At 31.2% G+C, this 17,220-nt stretch carries 15 protein-coding genes; 13 read left to right on the top strand and 2 right to left on the bottom strand.

Annotation, left to right across the window (positions count from 1 at the left end):
- Window positions 1-58 precede the first annotated feature (58 nt).
- Complete coding sequence (locus bsdtb5_RS05190; RefSeq protein ID WP_271714975.1) at window positions 59-769, bottom strand: hypothetical protein; 711 nt, start codon at window positions 767-769, stop codon at window positions 59-61.
- A gap of 271 nt (window positions 770-1,040) precedes the next feature.
- On the opposite strand from bsdtb5_RS05190, the gene bsdtb5_RS05195 reads away from it, so the two are divergent.
- From bsdtb5_RS05195 to bsdtb5_RS05225, 7 genes are all read left to right on the top strand, one after another.
- Window positions 1,041-1,544: an HD domain-containing protein gene (locus tag bsdtb5_RS05195; RefSeq protein WP_330611942.1), complete on the top strand. Its 504-nt coding sequence runs from the start codon at window positions 1,041-1,043 to the stop codon at window positions 1,542-1,544.
- A 112-nt stretch (window positions 1,545-1,656) separates the two neighbouring features.
- Window positions 1,657-2,187, top strand: coding sequence for a hypothetical protein (locus tag bsdtb5_RS05200; RefSeq protein ID WP_271714976.1), 531 nt, complete (start codon window positions 1,657-1,659; stop codon window positions 2,185-2,187).
- 16 nt (window positions 2,188-2,203) lie between these two features.
- The gene (locus tag bsdtb5_RS05205) at window positions 2,204-2,542 is read left to right on the top strand and encodes a helix-turn-helix domain-containing protein (protein ID WP_271714977.1); all 339 of its coding nucleotides are present in this window, start codon (window positions 2,204-2,206) and stop codon (window positions 2,540-2,542) included.
- 195 nt (window positions 2,543-2,737) lie between these two features.
- Window positions 2,738-3,139 (top strand): hypothetical protein, encoded by a 402-nt coding sequence (locus tag bsdtb5_RS05210; protein WP_271714978.1) that lies wholly within the window; start codon window positions 2,738-2,740, stop codon window positions 3,137-3,139.
- 187 nt (window positions 3,140-3,326) lie between these two features.
- Window positions 3,327-4,610 carry a glycosyl hydrolase family 18 protein gene (locus bsdtb5_RS05215; protein ID WP_271714979.1) on the top strand — a complete coding sequence of 428 codons (1,284 nt, stop codon included), beginning with the start codon at window positions 3,327-3,329 and terminating at the stop codon, window positions 4,608-4,610.
- A 260-nt stretch (window positions 4,611-4,870) separates the two neighbouring features.
- The gene (gltX, locus tag bsdtb5_RS05220; RefSeq protein ID WP_271714980.1) at window positions 4,871-6,331 is read left to right on the top strand and encodes a glutamate--tRNA ligase; all 1,461 of its coding nucleotides are present in this window, start codon (window positions 4,871-4,873) and stop codon (window positions 6,329-6,331) included.
- A gap of 250 nt (window positions 6,332-6,581) precedes the next feature.
- Window positions 6,582-8,594 (top strand): ATP-dependent helicase, encoded by a 2,013-nt coding sequence (locus bsdtb5_RS05225; protein ID WP_271714981.1) that lies wholly within the window; start codon window positions 6,582-6,584, stop codon window positions 8,592-8,594.
- Window positions 8,595-8,629: 35 nt separating this feature from the next.
- On the opposite strand, the gene bsdtb5_RS05230 is transcribed toward bsdtb5_RS05225, so the two are convergent.
- Complete coding sequence (locus bsdtb5_RS05230) at window positions 8,630-8,995, bottom strand: DUF1292 domain-containing protein (protein WP_271714982.1); 366 nt, start codon at window positions 8,993-8,995, stop codon at window positions 8,630-8,632.
- A gap of 380 nt (window positions 8,996-9,375) precedes the next feature.
- Here bsdtb5_RS05230 and bsdtb5_RS05235 point away from each other — a divergent pair, with 380 nt between their 5' ends.
- The 6 genes from bsdtb5_RS05235 to bsdtb5_RS05260 all read left to right on the top strand — a co-directional run bounded on the left by bsdtb5_RS05235 (window position 9,376) and on the right by bsdtb5_RS05260 (window position 17,051).
- Window positions 9,376-10,119, top strand: coding sequence for a hypothetical protein (locus bsdtb5_RS05235; protein ID WP_271714983.1), 744 nt, complete (start codon window positions 9,376-9,378; stop codon window positions 10,117-10,119).
- Window positions 10,120-10,367: 248 nt separating this feature from the next.
- The gene (locus bsdtb5_RS05240; protein ID WP_271714984.1) at window positions 10,368-11,027 is read left to right on the top strand and encodes a response regulator transcription factor; all 660 of its coding nucleotides are present in this window, start codon (window positions 10,368-10,370) and stop codon (window positions 11,025-11,027) included.
- Window positions 11,018-12,460: a sensor histidine kinase gene (locus tag bsdtb5_RS05245; RefSeq protein WP_271714985.1), complete on the top strand. Its 1,443-nt coding sequence runs from the start codon at window positions 11,018-11,020 to the stop codon at window positions 12,458-12,460. Before bsdtb5_RS05240 ends, bsdtb5_RS05245 begins: the two co-directional genes overlap by 10 nt.
- A gap of 198 nt (window positions 12,461-12,658) precedes the next feature.
- Window positions 12,659-13,348, top strand: coding sequence for a response regulator transcription factor (locus tag bsdtb5_RS05250; protein ID WP_271714986.1), 690 nt, complete (start codon window positions 12,659-12,661; stop codon window positions 13,346-13,348).
- A complete protein-coding gene (locus bsdtb5_RS05255) occupies window positions 13,341-14,651 on the top strand; it encodes a sensor histidine kinase (RefSeq protein WP_271714987.1) in 1,311 nt (436 codons plus the stop codon). The genes bsdtb5_RS05250 and bsdtb5_RS05255 overlap by 8 nt, the downstream gene beginning before the upstream one ends.
- Before the next feature lie 108 nt (window positions 14,652-14,759).
- Window positions 14,760-17,051, top strand: a complete 2,292-nt coding sequence (locus bsdtb5_RS05260) for an ABC transporter substrate-binding protein (protein WP_271714988.1) — start codon at window positions 14,760-14,762, stop codon at window positions 17,049-17,051.
- Window positions 17,052-17,220 lie beyond the last annotated feature (169 nt).

Here is a 17,220-nt window from a genome sequence, read left to right on the forward strand (position 1 = left end):
CACATTTGAGCAAGTATCAAATGTGTTTCTTTTATCATAGAACAAGTATGGTTGTTCGTTATTTTAGATTGTTAATATATTTAAGAAAAGAAATGGAGTTATCTTTATATTTAGAGTTACTTACAATTCCAAGCACCGGCTTTTTCGCTAGTATACCAAGATCTCGAATTACTTGATTGTCGGTAAGATAAATTCCGTAAGCTTTCTCCGATTTATCATCTTCTGTGTTGGTGAAATAAAGTTTATCCGTTAGTTTGCTATAAAGGTCAGTTGGCAATCGGTCGGCTAGATTATCGAAATATTCTGCATTTGCATAAGCTTTAAAGTCGCTTTCATCAGCAATGACAACGTCAATTTGGTTAGCATAGACATAGGTTTGCAATTTTTCTCTTGCAGCAGAAGATACCGTTATAGGTGTATCTTTGTCTGACATAAAGTAAGAATCATCTAATACAATATTTTGTTTCTTGGAAATATTAATATATTTCCCAAAATCAGTAATGAATTCAGATTTCTTATTTGAATCGAGTGACTGATTAATAATTGCAGCATTAAATATCGTTGCATCTTTAGGAGTCAAAACAGTGTGTAGTACGGATATTATAAAAATAACAACGACAACAACTGCTATTATTTTATATTTATAATAAGCATTGATATGTTCGAGTTTTTCATGAAAGGTCATGTCATGTAATTTTTGTTTTTCTGTTCGATTATCTCTTGGTTGATATATTTGTGCGGATTCATCCAATCTTGTTTCTTTTGCCATGAAAATACCTCATTTCTTTGTCCCTATTCTTATTTAAATCATTTAATTAAGTAAAAATTGTTCAGCCTTATGGATAAAAAACTAAATTATCTTAAGTGTATCATATGTTTTTCTATATGAAAAGAAATTATGTATAAAAATTATATTAACTTTTACATTATAAGCAAAAAACTAGTTGAAGAAATATGGAATAGACTATATAATTAATAAAATTAGTATGTTTAGTAGTCAAGTGTTAATAAATATACATTTAAATAGGGGGGAGAAATATATGGAATACATGATGGGCGATATTTCGCGTTGTTTAATTGAATATTTTGAAAATGATGTCCGAAGAATTAATCATGCAATGAAAGTTGCGTCCTTTGCTAGAAGTATTGCCTTGGAAGAAAGGGTAAGCGAAAAAGAGCTTTTAATCATAGAAATCTGCGGATATCTTCATGATGTTGGAATAAAGTTGGCAGAAGAAAAATATCAATCGTCAAGTGGAAAGTTACAAGAAGAGCTTGGACCAGATATTGTTAAAACATTGCTTAATAATTTAAATATAGAAGACGATATTTTAGCAAGAATCTGTTATATCATTGGTAATCATCATTCATATAATAAGATTGATGGTATAGATTTTCAAATATTAGTAGAAGCTGATTTTATTGTGAATATTTATGAGGATAATGTTCTAAAGAGAGAAGTAGAAGAAGTTAATCAAAGAATCTTTCGAACAATTACGGGCAAGTCTTATTTAAAACATTTATATTTATCAGAAGTAGTTTAAGGGGAGATTTACTTTTTATATTATTAATTGTAAAAACATTATAAAATTATTTGTTTGTTTTATATGATTTTATTAATAAATATAATGAGTAAAAATAAGTAAGGAGGTTATGATGTTTTATAAATTATGTAGAAATAAGGCGCAAGGAATTCAATTATATTCTCTACTATTGTTCATTCTAATCTCTTTTATTATGCTAAACTATAGTTTTTTAAACAATAGTATTTTGGTGTTTACTGATTCACAGAAAAACCGAATTAGTAATAATTATAGTATAAGCTTTCATTTGCCTATACATGAGAAGTTGACGGGAGTAAAAACAAGTACATATATCTCGCATACGTTTTTAGATGACGTGGAGAAGAATACATTTATAGCATTTAAATTTATTCAAGATGATAATGAAAGTGATTCTAACTTAATATCTGATACAAGAGATAGATCAATAGTACCAATCAAGTTATTTACATTATTCAACTACAATTTATTCGAAAATAAATTTTGGTATAAATTTATTGTGTGGGAAATAGTAGTAATTACCTTAATGGAGATTATTACAATAAGTGTTATGAATATTAACTATATTCATAAAATTGATGGGGAGAAAGACTTTTATAGTATCAAAAAATTATCGGTAGTGTAGATGAAAGGATGATATTATGTTAAGCGAAGTTTATGTTGAAAAAATAGAGGATTATATTAGTGAAAATTATAATAAACAAATTTCACTTGTTCATTTAGCAAATTATGTGGGATTTAGTTCGTATTACTTATCAAAGCTAATGAAGGAAGCATTTGATATTAATTATTGTGAATACTTAACGAAAATTCGCGTTGAAAAGGCGAAAGATCTACTGCAAGAAAGAGAATTCACAATTTCGGAAATATCATATAAGGTTGGATATTCTGAACCAAAATATTTTTCTAATGTATTTCGAAAAATGGAAGGAATATCACCAAGTGAATATCGAAAAAGATTTATTAAGGAATTAGCTTAAAAATATTTATAAAGAGAGTCTGGTTAACGTGCTCCTTTCTAAGTATCAAGTATTATTATATTACTTGATACTTAGAAAGGAGCACGTTAATTCTAATGTAATGTTTTAAAAGTTGGATACTATTTGGGAATTTATATGTTATAATCTTAGAGTGAGGCTTCACAAAGGAGCTACTTAATGTAAAGGAGAAAAATTATGGAATGTAAAGTGTGTGGAAGACATACAGACTCTGAAAGCGCTAACTTTTGTGAATACTGTGGAACTTCATATCGAGAAGCACCGAAACAAGAATATCGTTTACCCAATGAAAACTATGGTATTATCAATCATGAAAATAGAGAAGTAGAGGAACCAATTAGCTTTGGAAATTGGCTCGGAAGTATGCTACTAATGTTTATCCCTTTCGTTGGATTTTTTGTTTACCTTTTTATGCTGTTAAAATGGTCCTTTGGGGGAAATGTAGCACAAACAAAGAAGAATTGGGCAAGAGCTCAACTTATCATTAGTTTATTTTTTACAATTATGATATTCTACAGCTTGGCATCTGTTCTTCATAGTCCTGAGTTTAGGCAAGTGTATAATACCTTGTATCAATAAAAGGTAACTTTTCAACTTACTATATCATATACTATGATAGAAAGGTTGAACACACTTGCTCAAATAATAAAGTGTGAAAGTATATGTTTATAGAATTCATTGTGGGAATTCTTTCATACGTCAACCTTGCTATTCACTATTCATTATGGGAATAGGTCATTAAAAATTGAAAGGCAAGGGTAGATTAATGACAATTCATGTAGTAAAGAAAGGGGATACCATTCAGTCAATTGCAAGTCAATATAAGGTATCTCCAACAAGATTAGCACAGGATAATATGTTAGATCCAAACCAACCATTAGTAGAAGGTCAGACAGTTGTTATCCTTTTTCCAGAGCAGATACATATTGTCAAGGAAGGCGATACGTTAGTAAGTATCGCAAAACAATATAATGTATCTGTGATAAATTTAATTCAGAATAATAGTTGGCTTACAATGGAAACGAAACTTGCTCCAGGGCAAGAAGTGGTAATAAGCTTTAAAGGTGAAAAGCTTGGGAATATCGCATTAAATGGTTATGCATATCCATTTATAAAAAGTGAAATATATTTAGATACACTCCCATATCTAACATATACAACATTATTTACGTACGGATTTACAAAAGATGGTACATTGATACCTATTGATGATCAGCAATTAATAAATACCGCAAGAAACTTTGGTGTTGCACCACTTATGCTGATATCAACTTTAACAAGTGAGGGAGTGTTCAGCAATGAACTTGCACATGCAATACTCAATGATATGACCGCACAGAATAATCTAATAAATAACGTACTTGAGAATATGAAGAAAAAAAATTATTATGGATTAGACATTGATTTTGAATATATCCTACCAGAAGATCGACTAGCATATGTTGATTTTATTAAGAATATTACAACCAAATTAAATCCACAAGGATATGAAGTTATGGTTGCCTTAGCTCCAAAAACATCTGCTACACAACCAGGACTACTCTATGAATCTCATGATTATAAGAGAATTGGAGAGGTAGCGAACAAAGTACTACTAATGACCTATGAATGGGGATTTACCTTTGGACCACCAATGGCAGTAGCACCAATTAATAAAGTGAGAGAAGTTCTTGACTATGCAGTAACTGAAATTGATCCAGCGAAAATATTCTTAGGTGTACCGAACTACGGATATGACTTTAAACTTCCATTTGTAAAAGGTACTTCTCAAGCTAAATCCTTGGGTAATGTGGAAGCTGTTAATCTCGCTAGAGAAGTAGGCGCAGCCATCCAGTATGATGAGACTTCACAAGCACCATTTTTTAAATATAAGGATAGTGATGGTAGCGATCATGAAGTATGGTTTGAGGATGCAAGGAGTATAGAAGCAAAACTTAGATTAGTACCCGAATATAATTTCCAAGGAGCAAGCTATTGGACGATAATGAAGTTCTTTCCACAAAGCTGGTTAGTTGCCATATCGTTATTTAATATTGATAAATTAATTTAGATGAATTCAATATAATAAAGACTTGAAATAGAGGCTAAGTTTTTAGTGCTTTGTTTTGAGTCTTTTTTACAGTAATATATTAAAAATTACTGGGAAGACTTTAAATAAATTTGTGAGTATATTTAATAAGATTTTGTTTACTAGAATAAGAAAAAATAAGGAATGATATGAAATACTTACGTGTAATGTGTTGAAAACAATGGAAAGATGGTATATAATGCTTTTATTAATCAAGAAGAATAAAGTACAGGAGTGATATCATGAGTAAAGTAAGAACAAGATTTGCACCTAGTCCAACAGGTAGAATGCATGTAGGAAATCTAAGAACAGCAATATATGAATATTTAATTGCAAAGCATGAAGGTGGAGACTTTTTATTAAGAATAGAGGATACGGACCAAGAAAGATTTGTGGAAGGTGCTCTTGAGATCATCTATAATACAATGAAAAAGACTGGTCTAATTCATGATGAAGGACCTGATAAAGATGGTGGATATGGACCATATGTACAAAGTGAGAGACAAGCTACAGGTATTTATCTAGAATATGCTAAACAATTAGTTGATAAAGGGGAAGCTTACTATTGCTTCTGTACCAAAGAAAGACTAGAAACTTTAAAGAGTAAAGTATCTGATAGTGATGATAAAGAGATCATAAGATACGATAAACATTGCTTAAGTCTATCCAAAGAAGAAGTTGAAGAAAATCTAAAAAAAGGCCTTCCTTATGTTATTAGACAGAACAATCCAACAGAAGGAACGACTACTTTCAGTGATGTAGTATTCGGAGATATTACCGTTGATAATTCAGAATTAGATGACATGATTCTTATCAAATCCGATGGTTTCCCAACTTATAATTTTGCTAATGTAGTAGATGACCACTTAATGAAGATCACACATGTAGTAAGAGGAAATGAATATTTATCTTCTACACCTAAATACAATCGTCTTTATGAAGCATTTGGATGGGAGATTCCAGTATATGTACATTGCCCATTAATTACGAATGAAGAACATAAAAAGTTATCAAAGAGAAGTGGACATTCTTCTTTTGAAGATTTACTTGATCAAGGATTTGTAATAGAAGCAATTGTTAACTTTATCTGTTTATTAGGCTGGAGTTCTTCAAGCAATGAGGAAATTTTCACATTAGAAGAATTAGTGAAAGAATTCGATTATCATCACATCAACAAGTCACCTGCAGTATTTGATATGGTGAAATTAAGATGGATGAATGGTGAATATATTAAGAGAATGGAATTTGATCAATATTATGATCTTGTACTTCCATACATCAAAGAAACTGTAACAAAAGATCTTGATCTTAAGAAAATTGCTGAATTAGTGAAGACTAGAATTGAGACTTTCCTAGATGTAAAAGATCATATTGATTTCTTTGAAGAATTACCAGATTATGATATCGCTATGTATACTCATAAGAAGATGAAGACAAATGATGAGATATCCTTAGAAGTCTTACAAGATCTTCTTCCATTATTAGAAAAACAAGAAGATTATTCAGTTGATGCACTTAATACATTATGTATGAATTATATCGGTGAAAAAGGTATTAAAAACGGTCAAGGTCTATGGCCACTAAGAACTGCAGTATCTGGTAAGCAATCATCACCAGGTGGTGCTTATGAGATTATGGAGATCTTAGGAAAAGAAGAAAGCTTAAGACGTATCCGTATCGGTATTGAAAAATTAAGTAAATAAGATGACATAAAGGTTATTATGTAGCTAAAAGCTCTAAGTTAAGTAGAGTAGTAAATTCCGTTGAATTTACTACTCTACTTAATTCATAGGGCTTTTTGTATTGGAGGAAAATAGAGAGTCTTGCGAAGAATATATAGGTATGGTAGTATAGATTTTAATTGGGATGTTTGAGAATCTTATAAAAGTGTATATGTATTATAGTAATGGATTCATGGAGAAACAGTTACTTAAGGGATGAAGGAGATAATAAATGGATTACAATGAAGCACAAAGACAAGCAATTCATCATAAAGATGGTCCGATGCTTGTTCTAGCGGGTCCAGGTTCTGGTAAAACACTTGTAATAACAAGAAGAACGAAGAATCTGATTGAAGAGTATGGTATTGATCCGAGAAAAATATTGGTAATTACCTTTACGAAAGCTGCAGCAGGTGAGATGAAGGAGCGATTTCTAAAACTAATGGGAAATGTGTCAGTAGCAGTTAGTTTTGGAACATTTCATGCAATATTTTTTACAATACTTAAATATGCGTATAATTATAACAGTAGTAATATAATTAGTGAAGAACAGCGAATGCAATATTTTCGAGAGATTATTGCAAAGCTTGACCTAGAGATTGAAGATGAGAAAGATTTTATTTCTGGAGTTATGAGTGAAATAAGCCTGGTAAAAGGTGAGAGAATGGATCTTGAGCACTATTATTCGATGAACTGCTCGGAAGATATTTTCACGAAGATCTATAAAGAATATGATAATCGATTAAGGAGAGCAAATCTGATTGATTTTGATGATATGCTGATTCTTTGTTATGAGTTATTAAAAGAGAGAGAAGATATTTTAAAGATATGGCAGAACCGTTTTGAGTACATTCTAATTGATGAATTTCAAGATATCAACAAAGTTCAATATGACATCATCACATTATTAGCAAAACCAAAAAATAATCTATTTATAGTAGGGGATGATGATCAATCTATCTATCGCTTTCGTGGTGCAAAACCAGAAATAATGTTAAACTTTGAAAAAGATTATAAAGATACCAAAAAGATTCTTTTGGGGATAAACTATCGATCTACCAAGAAGATTGTGGAAGCTGCTGGGAGAGTCGTAAAGAATAACAAGAACCGATTTGAAAAGAACATAACGACTACGAATGATGTCGGTGATGAGGTGCAAATACTTACTTTTAAAGAGTTGAATGATCAAAATGAACAGGTAGTAAAAGAGATATTAGAGTATCAGAAAAAGGGAATCCCATATTCCGAGATAGCTGTTTTATTTCGAACAAATACTCAGCCAAGGGCTTTGTTAGAAAAAATGATGGAATATAATATACCTTTTCGAATGAAAGATAGTATGCCTAATATATATGAACACTGGATTGCGAAAAATATCCTCTCTTATATTCAGATTGCTCTAGGAGGACGGGATAGAGGACATTTCTTACAGATAATCAATCGCCCAAAACGTTATATAAGCAGGGAATGTTTCACTAACCCTGCAGTAGATATGGAGGAGATTAAGAGTTACTACTCCGATAAAGAATGGATGTTAGATCGTATAATGAAATTAGAATATGACCTAACAATGCTAAAAAAGATGAATCCATATGCAGCAATTAACTATATTCGAAAAGGAATTGGATATGATGAATACCTCGTTGAATATGCGAACTTTAGAAGAATTAAATCTGAAGAGTTGTTAGAAACGGCAAATGAAATTGAAGAAAGTGCAAAGAAATTCAAAACATTTGATGAGTGGTTTTCACATATTGAAGAATATGGGAATGAGTTAAAAGAGCAATCGAAGAATCGAAATAAGAAAGAATTTGATGCTGTAGAGATGGCTACCATGCATAGTTCAAAAGGATTAGAATATCAAGTAGTATTTATTGTAGATGCCAATGAAGGCATTACACCACATAGAAAGGCATTAACAGATGCTGATCTAGAAGAAGAGAGACGAATGTTCTATGTAGCCATGACTAGAGCCAAGAAGAAGCTTCATATTTATTCAGTTAAGGAAAGATATAATAAAGAATTGCAAATCTCTCGATTTGTAGGTGAAATCCTAATTGATGCAACAGACTTAAAAGAAAATACATTAATTGAACATAAGATGTATGGACCAGGTAAGATTAAAAAGAATGAAGATGGAAAGTTGATTATATATTTTGAACGCCTACGTAAGGACCGTGTTGTAGATCTAAAATTCTGTCTGGCTAATCAGCTACTAACAGTTGTAAATAACAAAAAGGCTTAAAATCAATGATTTTAAGCCTTTTTGCAGTAAGAAGATTACTCTTCGTCTTCATCCTCATCTAACATATCTTCAAATTCCTCAGAATCTAAATATTCGTCGAATGCTTCAGAAACTGCTTCATATTCTTCATCTTCTTCAATATTAAGAAGTTCGATTTCATCATCTTCTAATTCATTATAACGATATAAATAAACTTCGCTTTCTTCTTCCTCGCTATCCATTGGAAGTAAGGCGATATATTGGTTGTCACCTACTGTGAGTATAGTTAAAACAGCACATTCCACCTCGCTACCATCATCAAGTGTTAATGTTACTGTAGTGTGTTCACCTTCATGTACACGATCGTGTCCGCAATCGCAGTTATCTCCACATTCACATTTATCATATTTGTGTTCGCTCATTATTCAGCCTCTTTTCATAAATTATTTATCTTAATGTCGGTAAATAAAATAGTCATTCATCTAATTGAAAAATAACCATAAATAACCTTTCATCATAGATAATATGACTGTAACAGATAATATAAAAAAAAGCAAGGTGGTTTCTATAGAAAAGGAAAATATTAAATAAGATTAATAATATTGTTCTAAAAAAGACTTCTTGGAATAAGCTTTAGTAGTAAGAAAGTGAAGATAAAAATCAATTAGTAAATCTTATAGTTTTTGGTAGTAAAAATAATGTTAATTTGAAAAAAAACTATAAAAAAATATTGACTTTATCATAAAATAGCATAAAATAAAAGAGGTATTAAAGTTTTTATATTGAGAGAGGAGAACATTCAGTGGTTACAACCAATGCTAATGATAGCAGACCAAGAGAAAATCGTGGCAATGAGGCCAGACCTAAGGAAAATAATTATAAGCCAAGATACAACCAAGACAACGGAAGAAATAGTCAAGGTGGTAGTGAGAGAAGACCTTATAACAATGATAATAGGGATAATAGATCTTCTTATAAGGAAGGTGGAGACAATAAATCTTTCCGCAACGAATCAGGAGATAGAAATTCGTACAATAAAGAGGGAAGAGAAGGAAGACCTTATAATAAGGATGCAAGACCTTATAACAAGGATGCAAGACCTTACAATAAAGAAGGAAGACCTTATAATAAAGACGCAAGACCTTATAATAAAGATGCAAAGCCTTATAATAAGGATGCAAGACCACAACGTGATAATCGTACTGGTGGAGGATATAATAAGGACTTTAAGAATGGTGGCTATAATAAAGACAAAGATGATGATGACAGATCAAAAAAAGGTTATGGCGGCGGCAAAAACCAACGAATGAAAGACACTGGTGCAGGGAAAGAGAAAGAACAGCAACCAGATAAATTTGAGACAATAAGAAGACTTGAAAAAGAAAAAAAGGCAGTTGAAAAGAAAAGCCAAGAGAATGAAAAGAAAGTTGAGAAGTCTCAAAAACCTCAGAAAAAAATGAAGAGAAGTAATAATGTGGACTGGACGAAGGGTTATGAGAACGGTCTATATGATGATGACGATGAAGACTATTTATTATATCGTTAATAGATAAATTATAATATTGCACCTATAAAGATTTGATTCTTTATAGGTGTTTTTAATTTGTTTACTTTATTTAAACCTTATAGATTCCTTATAAATATCTATTATGATATTGGGGGTAAAAGCTTTATTTTATGAAATTATGAAAACAAAAGGCTAGAAGCATTCTTTGATAAAAAGGGACAAAAAAGAATTTATATGGTAAAATCAGTAATAACTAGTGTTAAAGGCTAAAACAAAGAGGTGATAAGATGGCAAATATAATAGCAGTGGATGATGAGCAAGGAATTCTTGATCTAATCAAGACTGCATTATCAAGAGAAGGACATTATGTAGTAACAGTAAAGGATCCTAGAAGCTTTGATGTTTCAGGGTATAGTAGATTTGACTTAATTTTACTAGATGTTATGATGCCTGGTATCGATGGATTTGAACTATGTAGAACAATTCGTGAGCTAGTGGATTGTCCTATTCTTTTTCTTACTGCAAAGACTATGGAAGAGGATATCATGAGAGGTTTAGCAATCGGTGCTGATGATTACATAAAAAAGCCATTTGGAATCGGCGAACTACGATCTAGAGTCGCTGCTCATCTTCGAAGAGAGCAACGAGAGAGACATAATAGTTTTGTAATCTCAGGTCTTAAATTTGATTTATCTGCTAAGGAATTATATTATGGCAATGAAGGAATCAACTTTACGAAAAGTGAATATGAGATTAGTGAATTTCTTGCCATAAATCATGGACAGGTTTTCTCAAAGGATAGAATATTAGAAGCAGTATTTGGATATGACACGGAGAGCGACTGTTCAGCTATAGTTGAACATATTAAGAATATTCGGGCAAAACTATCAAAGGTAAATTGTAATCCAATTATTACGGTATGGGGGATTGGATACAAATGGATATAAGAAGAAAGAAAAGCCTACGTAATATTTTTATTCGCTATATGGTAACATTTATTTTGTCTACAATAATGCTTGTTCTAATGTACTATCTAATCTTTTTTTATAGCATTCAGTTTAAGATTATGTTACCAGCTAATTATACGGAGCAGAAGCTTGAGCAGATGAGAGATATAATTCAAGAGGCCAAAGTAGTGACTAAGGATATGATTCCTGAAGATTGTATCTATGGAGTGTATGATAAAAGTGGAAGAATGCTTAATGGTAGCTTTAACAAGAATGAAGCAAAAGTGGTTTGGAGGTTAGTTCAGTCTGATCAAAATGTATCGGGATGGAATCATTATTATAAGGTATATCAACGTGAAAACCAGGTATGTGTTGTGAAGTATTCGCTTAAGATGAAGTTTACGAATCGATTCTTAAGGCGATATATAGCAAATCCTGATTTATTATTGATTGGCTCATTTCTGTTTTTATTCATAATAGAGGTCATTATTTTATCCTCACGCTTTGGTAAAAGATTTTCAATAGAAATGAAAAAACTTATGAGAGTTACAGAAGAAATACAGAATCAGAATCTAGAATTTCAAACTGAGGAATCTGATATAATAGAAATCAATGAAGTAATTGAATCATTGAATCAGATGAAGAGTGCATTGAGTAAATCATTAGATCAGCAATGGAATATGGAGCAAACCCGTAAAAATCAAATAGCTGCACTAGCCCATGATATTAAGACTCCGTTAACAATCATTAAAGGTAATGCAGAGTTAAATCAGGAATTAAGCAGTGATGAAACACAGATTAAATGCAATAATTATATCTTAAAAAGTTCAGAGGAAATAGAAAAATATATAAGAATGCTTATTGATATAAATAAATCAGATGAAATTATGATATTAAATCAAGTGAAGATAGAACTAATTAATTTCATTTTAAAATTAGAGGAAAAAGCGAAAGCATTAGTTCTGGATAAAGAGATTGAGATTTATGTAAATGTTCAAAATAGTTCATTACCAGAATATTTTTATGGAGATGAGGAACTACTATTTCGCGCAATACTTAATGTAATTGCCAATGCTATTGAACAGTGCAATCCTAATGAATATTATCGAAATAATGATTCTAATCTGGAAAGCAAATATACAAGTGAAAAAGTGCATAAGGGAATGATTTTCCTAACAGTTTGTGGATATCACAATGATATAATTTTTATAGTTGAAGATAATGGGAAGGGATTCTCGGAGGCAGACCTTAGATTAGCTACGAATCAATTCTATTCTGGGGATAAGAGTAGAAATTCGAAAGATCATTATGGAATTGGATTATATATTACAAAATCATTTGTAGCTTTACATCATGGTAGTGTAGAATTATCCAATTCAATCGAGCATAAAGGGGCAAAGGTAAGAATAAGCATACCACATAAACATGCCTAAGTTTTTCATGTCGTTTTTATATTCATATTAGTGGAAAGAAACTTGATGGTACTTGATCATAATAGTATAACAGGCAATTATCTAAGTCGGATAATTGCCTGTTTATATTGCATTTTAATATTTTATAAGCTATAACTAATAATAATAAGGATGTAAAATATGGTAAAAATGAATGTTATAATTTAATGGAGGATTACAATGAGATTATTACTAATAGAAGATGATAAAGAATTATGCGAAGCAGTTGAAGTACATATTAAAAAAGAAAGTTTTGAACTAGACATATGTAACAATGGAGAAGATTCCTTTTATTATTTGGAAAATACAGCATATGATGTGATTATACTAGATCGAATGTTACCAGGAATGGATGGAATAAAGATATTAGAGAAAATAAGAGAAAAGGGTAATATGACTCCTGTAATTATGGTTACAGCAATGAATGGAATTAATGATAGAATAGATGGATTAGACAGTGGAGCAGATGATTATCTTGTAAAGCCTTATGCAGTGGAAGAACTCTTGGCTAGAATTCGAGCACTTCTTCGAAGACCTAGGAAAATGGAGAACGCTGATTGTATTGAATATTCTGATCTTATGTTTTATACCAATACCCACGTACTTGCTAATGAGAAACAGAATGTTTCTTTATCCAAAAAGGAAGGTGCATTGTTAGAGTTTTTATTAATCAATAAAGAGAAGATAATTACACGAGAACAGATTCTAAGCCGTGTATGGGGAAAAGATTGTTTTGTGGAGGATGGTAATATCGATAACTATATATTCTTTATTCGAAGAAGATTAAAAGCAATCAGCAAAAAAGTTGTTGTTACAACAATTCATGGTATTGGATACCGATTGGAGATAAAAGGGGATAGAGATGTTTAAGTCAATTCGAAGAAAGCTAATTCTACTTTATACAATTACAACAGGGCTTATTTTAACTACTGTTATGATATTAGCAATACTACTAAGTAGACAACAATTAATTAAAAGTAAAACAGAAAATTTTCAAAATGTTTTTTTCAATTTATCTAAGAATATACAGATGGATAATATCGTAAGTCATCTATGGTTATCTGAAATGGAAATAAAGAATAATCTGATTATACATATTGAAGAAAATGGAGTAGCTCTTACATATCCTGGTGCCGTTCAGTATGAAACTAGTCGAGATGTACTGGTAGAGAAGATAAAGAATTTAGCAAAAAAAGATCATATCAATACTAAGATAAGTCCTAGTTCAACAAATGAAGTGAAAAGTAGCATATATGAATTAAAAGGGAGTAAAAAGGAAGAGTATTATGGAGCTGTCTTAATGGTACCGGAAAAAAAGGGGTATCGTACGCTTATTATCCTTCAATCCATTGGAAATTATGGAATACTTAGTTTTCCGTATAATATGGTATTTATCTTACTTGATATCCTAGGAATCTTAGGATTCTATATCATCAGTCGTATTGTAGTTGCAAGGTCCTTAAGGCAAGTGGAGGAGAGCAGAAGGCGTCAGAATGAATTTATAGCGGCAGCTTCTCATGAGCTTAAGTCACCACTCGCAGTTATTCAGGCAAATGCGTCAGCGTTAACTATTCAACCAGAAAAGGCAGAACATTTTAGTCAGGGAATCGAAAATGAATGTAGGAGAATGAAAAGCCTAATTGAAGATATGTTATTGCTAACTATGGTAGATGCAAAGAACTGGAAGATGAAAAATGAATGGGTGGATATGGATACAATCATGATTGAAATGTATGAATTATATTCTCCATTATATAAGCAGGCGAAGAAGGAATTAGAACTTAACTTACAAGAGGATGTTCTTCCCAAGTTAAAGGGAGATGGATTAAGAATAAAACAGATATTAGCAGTCTTAATTGATAATGCATTATCTTACTCAAAAGAAAATGATACAGTTATACTTAAAAGTTATAGTAAAAAGAATCAACTTGTTATTGAAGTAATTGATCATGGAATTGGGGTAAGCGAGGAGAAGAAGAAAGAAATCTTTGAACGTTTTTACAGAGTAGATACATCCAGAAATGATAAAAATCATTTTGGACTAGGATTAAGTATTGCGAAGGAACTAGTTCACCTTCAGGGAGGTAATATTCATGTAAAGGATACCTTAGGCGGTGGGGCTACATTTATGATTCATTTCCCGGTTTCAAAAATCAGCTCATCAAATGTTTAGAAACTGTTTTTTTTCTTAAACCAAATTAGAGATTTTTTAGAGATATATTTGCTATTCTATTTTCTGGAAGAAGAATTCTTATGAAAGTGGAAGAAGGAGGATTTTAAAATGAGAAGAAGAATAGTAGCATTATTATTAGTCTTAGTCTTGGCTTGTACTGGTCTTATTGGTTGTAATAAAGGTAGTAAAGAAACCAAGTCAACAACTGCTAAGAGCGGAGAAGACACTACGAAGAAGGACAAGGACAAAAATATTAAGATGGGACGCTATGTAGAGGAGAAAGTTAAGTTACCAGAACTATCTGCTGATGAAAAGGTGTTCAAGATGGTACAGAATAAGAATAAACAGATAGAGGTATACACAAAGGAAGTAAAGAAATCTAGCGTTAATTTTTATTCTTATGTGCAAAAGGAAGCTGGTAAATGGGAGAAAAGTACTCCAAAATGGTTAAATGATGGTAAAGTAAATAAAACGTCTAATGAGATTGAAAGTATCTTATTAGGGCAGGATGGAAATTACTATGCACTATACTTATCCTATGGAGGAAATGGGCAGAAAGCTAATATTATTAAAGCGGAAGATGAAACAAAAGAATCTAGTCTATTAAATATTCCTTATCTAAATCAAAAGGTAAAGGTAGGACAACAAGCATTCTATCCATATATTCGGAAGATGGAAGTGATGAAAAATGGAAACTTCATTCTATATGATGGGTTTAAAAATAATAAGTTACTAGTATTTTCAAAGGACGGAAAGAAATTAGAGGACATTTCAATTGGAGAGGAACAACATCTAGCATCTTTTGATAATGATGTTATCAGCATTAAGGAAGATAATTCTGGATTTGCTTTTTTCAATACAGATACAAAGAAGATTGATAAAACAATTGATTACAAAGTTGCAACATCTGATCTGTTTGACACAATCAATGTTGCGTATGCATTTAAAGAAGATGGTACATTATTTATCTGTGATAATAAAGGAATTGAACGATTACAAAAAGATGGAACTCTTTGGGAGACTGTAGTAGATGGTCAGTTGAACTCCATGAGTATGCCAGCCCTTGGTATTGATAATCTAATCGTTCAGGATAATTCTGGTGAAGAATTCTATGTATCTTATTATTCAGATAATAATGACATACAATTAATGCACTATGCGTTCGATAAGAATATATCAAGTGTTCCACAAAAGGAAATCAACGTATATTCACTGAAAGAAAATAAGACAATTAGGCAGTCAGTTGCTCTTTATCAAGCAAAAAATCTTGATGTTCGTGTCAATTATGTAGTTGGTATGGGAGAAGAAGAGGGCAATTCAGCAGATTATATCAGAGCATTAAATACAGAATTATTAGCTGGTAACGGAGCAGATGTATTGATATTAGATGGATTGCCTATGGATTCTTATATTGAGAAGGGAGTTCTATCAGATCTATCTGATATCATCAAACCTATGGAAGAGAAGAATGAAATTCTTGCTAATATCTCAAATGCATTCTATAAAGATAATAAAATATATTGTATGCCAACTCGTTTTTCTGTACCAATCATGTTAGGCAGTAAAGAGGTAATTAATGCATCGGATAGTACGAATGATATTGTGAAATATATCAACGATACGAAAAAAGTATATTGTGGAACTATGACATATGCTCAATTAATCTGCGATAATCTAGCACTATATAGTGATGAGTTCATGAATGATAAAGGAGTAGATAAAGCTAAATTAACGACATTTTTAACAAATCTGAAAGCGATAGCAGATAATATAAAAGCAACAGAGTTCGATGAGAGTGGGAATAACAGACAAGCAAGCAAAGATCCATACTTTGATATGAATAATCTATTTAGGTCTGATAAATCTAGTTTCTTAGATAATAAGTATGAAACTGCTTTATTAAGACATGATTCATTAACTATGATAAATTTCAGCCTTGCTATGTCCAAGAATAGAAAAGGTTCAACTTATAATACAATCAATAACCTATTCATACCAACTGGTGAAGTAGGACTTAATGCTGCTAGTAAAAATAAAGATATAGCAAAAGAATTTATTAAAATGATGCTATCAAGTGAAGTACAAGATACAGATACCTTTGATGGTTTTCCAATAACACAAAGTTCTTTAGACAAAGCAAAAGAAAATATGTTAAAAGATACAAGTACGTATGGAACAAGCACTAGAGGTGGAAAGGAAATTACCTTTAGCGGAGCATCGGAATCCGAAATAAATGGATTTATACAAAAAATAAAAGAATTAAATAAACCAATGCAGATTAATCAAGTAATTAATAATATGGTTCTAGAGAATGCACTTCCATATTTTACAGGTAAAATTGATGTGAATCAGGCAGTTGATACAATATTGGAAAAAGTAAATACTTATTTAGAAGAATAATATGAATTTAGTAGAAAAAGCAGGGATAAATTTCCTGCTTTTTCTATTGGAACAATTTATTATCAATGTTTATTCCAATTGCATCCGTTGTTGTATAGAGGAACTAATATGCCACAAGAGTCAATCAAATATATAGAAAATGTTTTTAATCTTAAACCAAATTAGAGAT

This window comes from Anaeromicropila herbilytica (assembly GCF_016591975.1).
Taxonomy (GTDB): domain Bacteria; phylum Bacillota; class Clostridia; order Lachnospirales; family Lachnospiraceae; genus Anaeromicropila; species Anaeromicropila herbilytica.

Bases quoted from the DNA above. Each gene is read 5' to 3' on its own strand.
- bsdtb5_RS05215 (WP_271714979.1), top strand. From the start codon at position 3,327: ATGACAATTCATGTAGTAAAGAAAGGGGATACCATTCAGTCAATTGCA.
- bsdtb5_RS05245 (WP_271714985.1), top strand. From the start codon at position 11,018: ATGGATATAAGAAGAAAGAAAAGCCTACGTAATATTTTTATTCGCTAT.
- bsdtb5_RS05195 (WP_330611942.1), top strand. From the start codon at position 1,041: ATGGAATACATGATGGGCGATATTTCGCGTTGTTTAATTGAATATTTT.
- bsdtb5_RS05205 (WP_271714977.1), top strand. From the start codon at position 2,204: ATGTTAAGCGAAGTTTATGTTGAAAAAATAGAGGATTATATTAGTGAA.
- bsdtb5_RS05250 (WP_271714986.1), top strand. From the start codon at position 12,659: ATGAGATTATTACTAATAGAAGATGATAAAGAATTATGCGAAGCAGTT.
- bsdtb5_RS05260 (WP_271714988.1), top strand. From the start codon at position 14,760: ATGAGAAGAAGAATAGTAGCATTATTATTAGTCTTAGTCTTGGCTTGT.
- bsdtb5_RS05255 (WP_271714987.1), top strand. From the start codon at position 13,341: ATGTTTAAGTCAATTCGAAGAAAGCTAATTCTACTTTATACAATTACA.
- bsdtb5_RS05200 (WP_271714976.1), top strand. From the start codon at position 1,657: ATGTTTTATAAATTATGTAGAAATAAGGCGCAAGGAATTCAATTATAT.
- bsdtb5_RS05225 (WP_271714981.1), top strand. From the start codon at position 6,582: ATGGATTACAATGAAGCACAAAGACAAGCAATTCATCATAAAGATGGT.
- bsdtb5_RS05240 (WP_271714984.1), top strand. From the start codon at position 10,368: ATGGCAAATATAATAGCAGTGGATGATGAGCAAGGAATTCTTGATCTA.
- gltX (WP_271714980.1), top strand. From the start codon at position 4,871: ATGAGTAAAGTAAGAACAAGATTTGCACCTAGTCCAACAGGTAGAATG.
- bsdtb5_RS05210 (WP_271714978.1), top strand. From the start codon at position 2,738: ATGGAATGTAAAGTGTGTGGAAGACATACAGACTCTGAAAGCGCTAAC.
- bsdtb5_RS05230 (WP_271714982.1), bottom strand. From the start codon at position 8,995: ATGAGCGAACACAAATATGATAAATGTGAATGTGGAGATAACTGCGAT.
- bsdtb5_RS05190 (WP_271714975.1), bottom strand. From the start codon at position 769: ATGGCAAAAGAAACAAGATTGGATGAATCCGCACAAATATATCAACCA.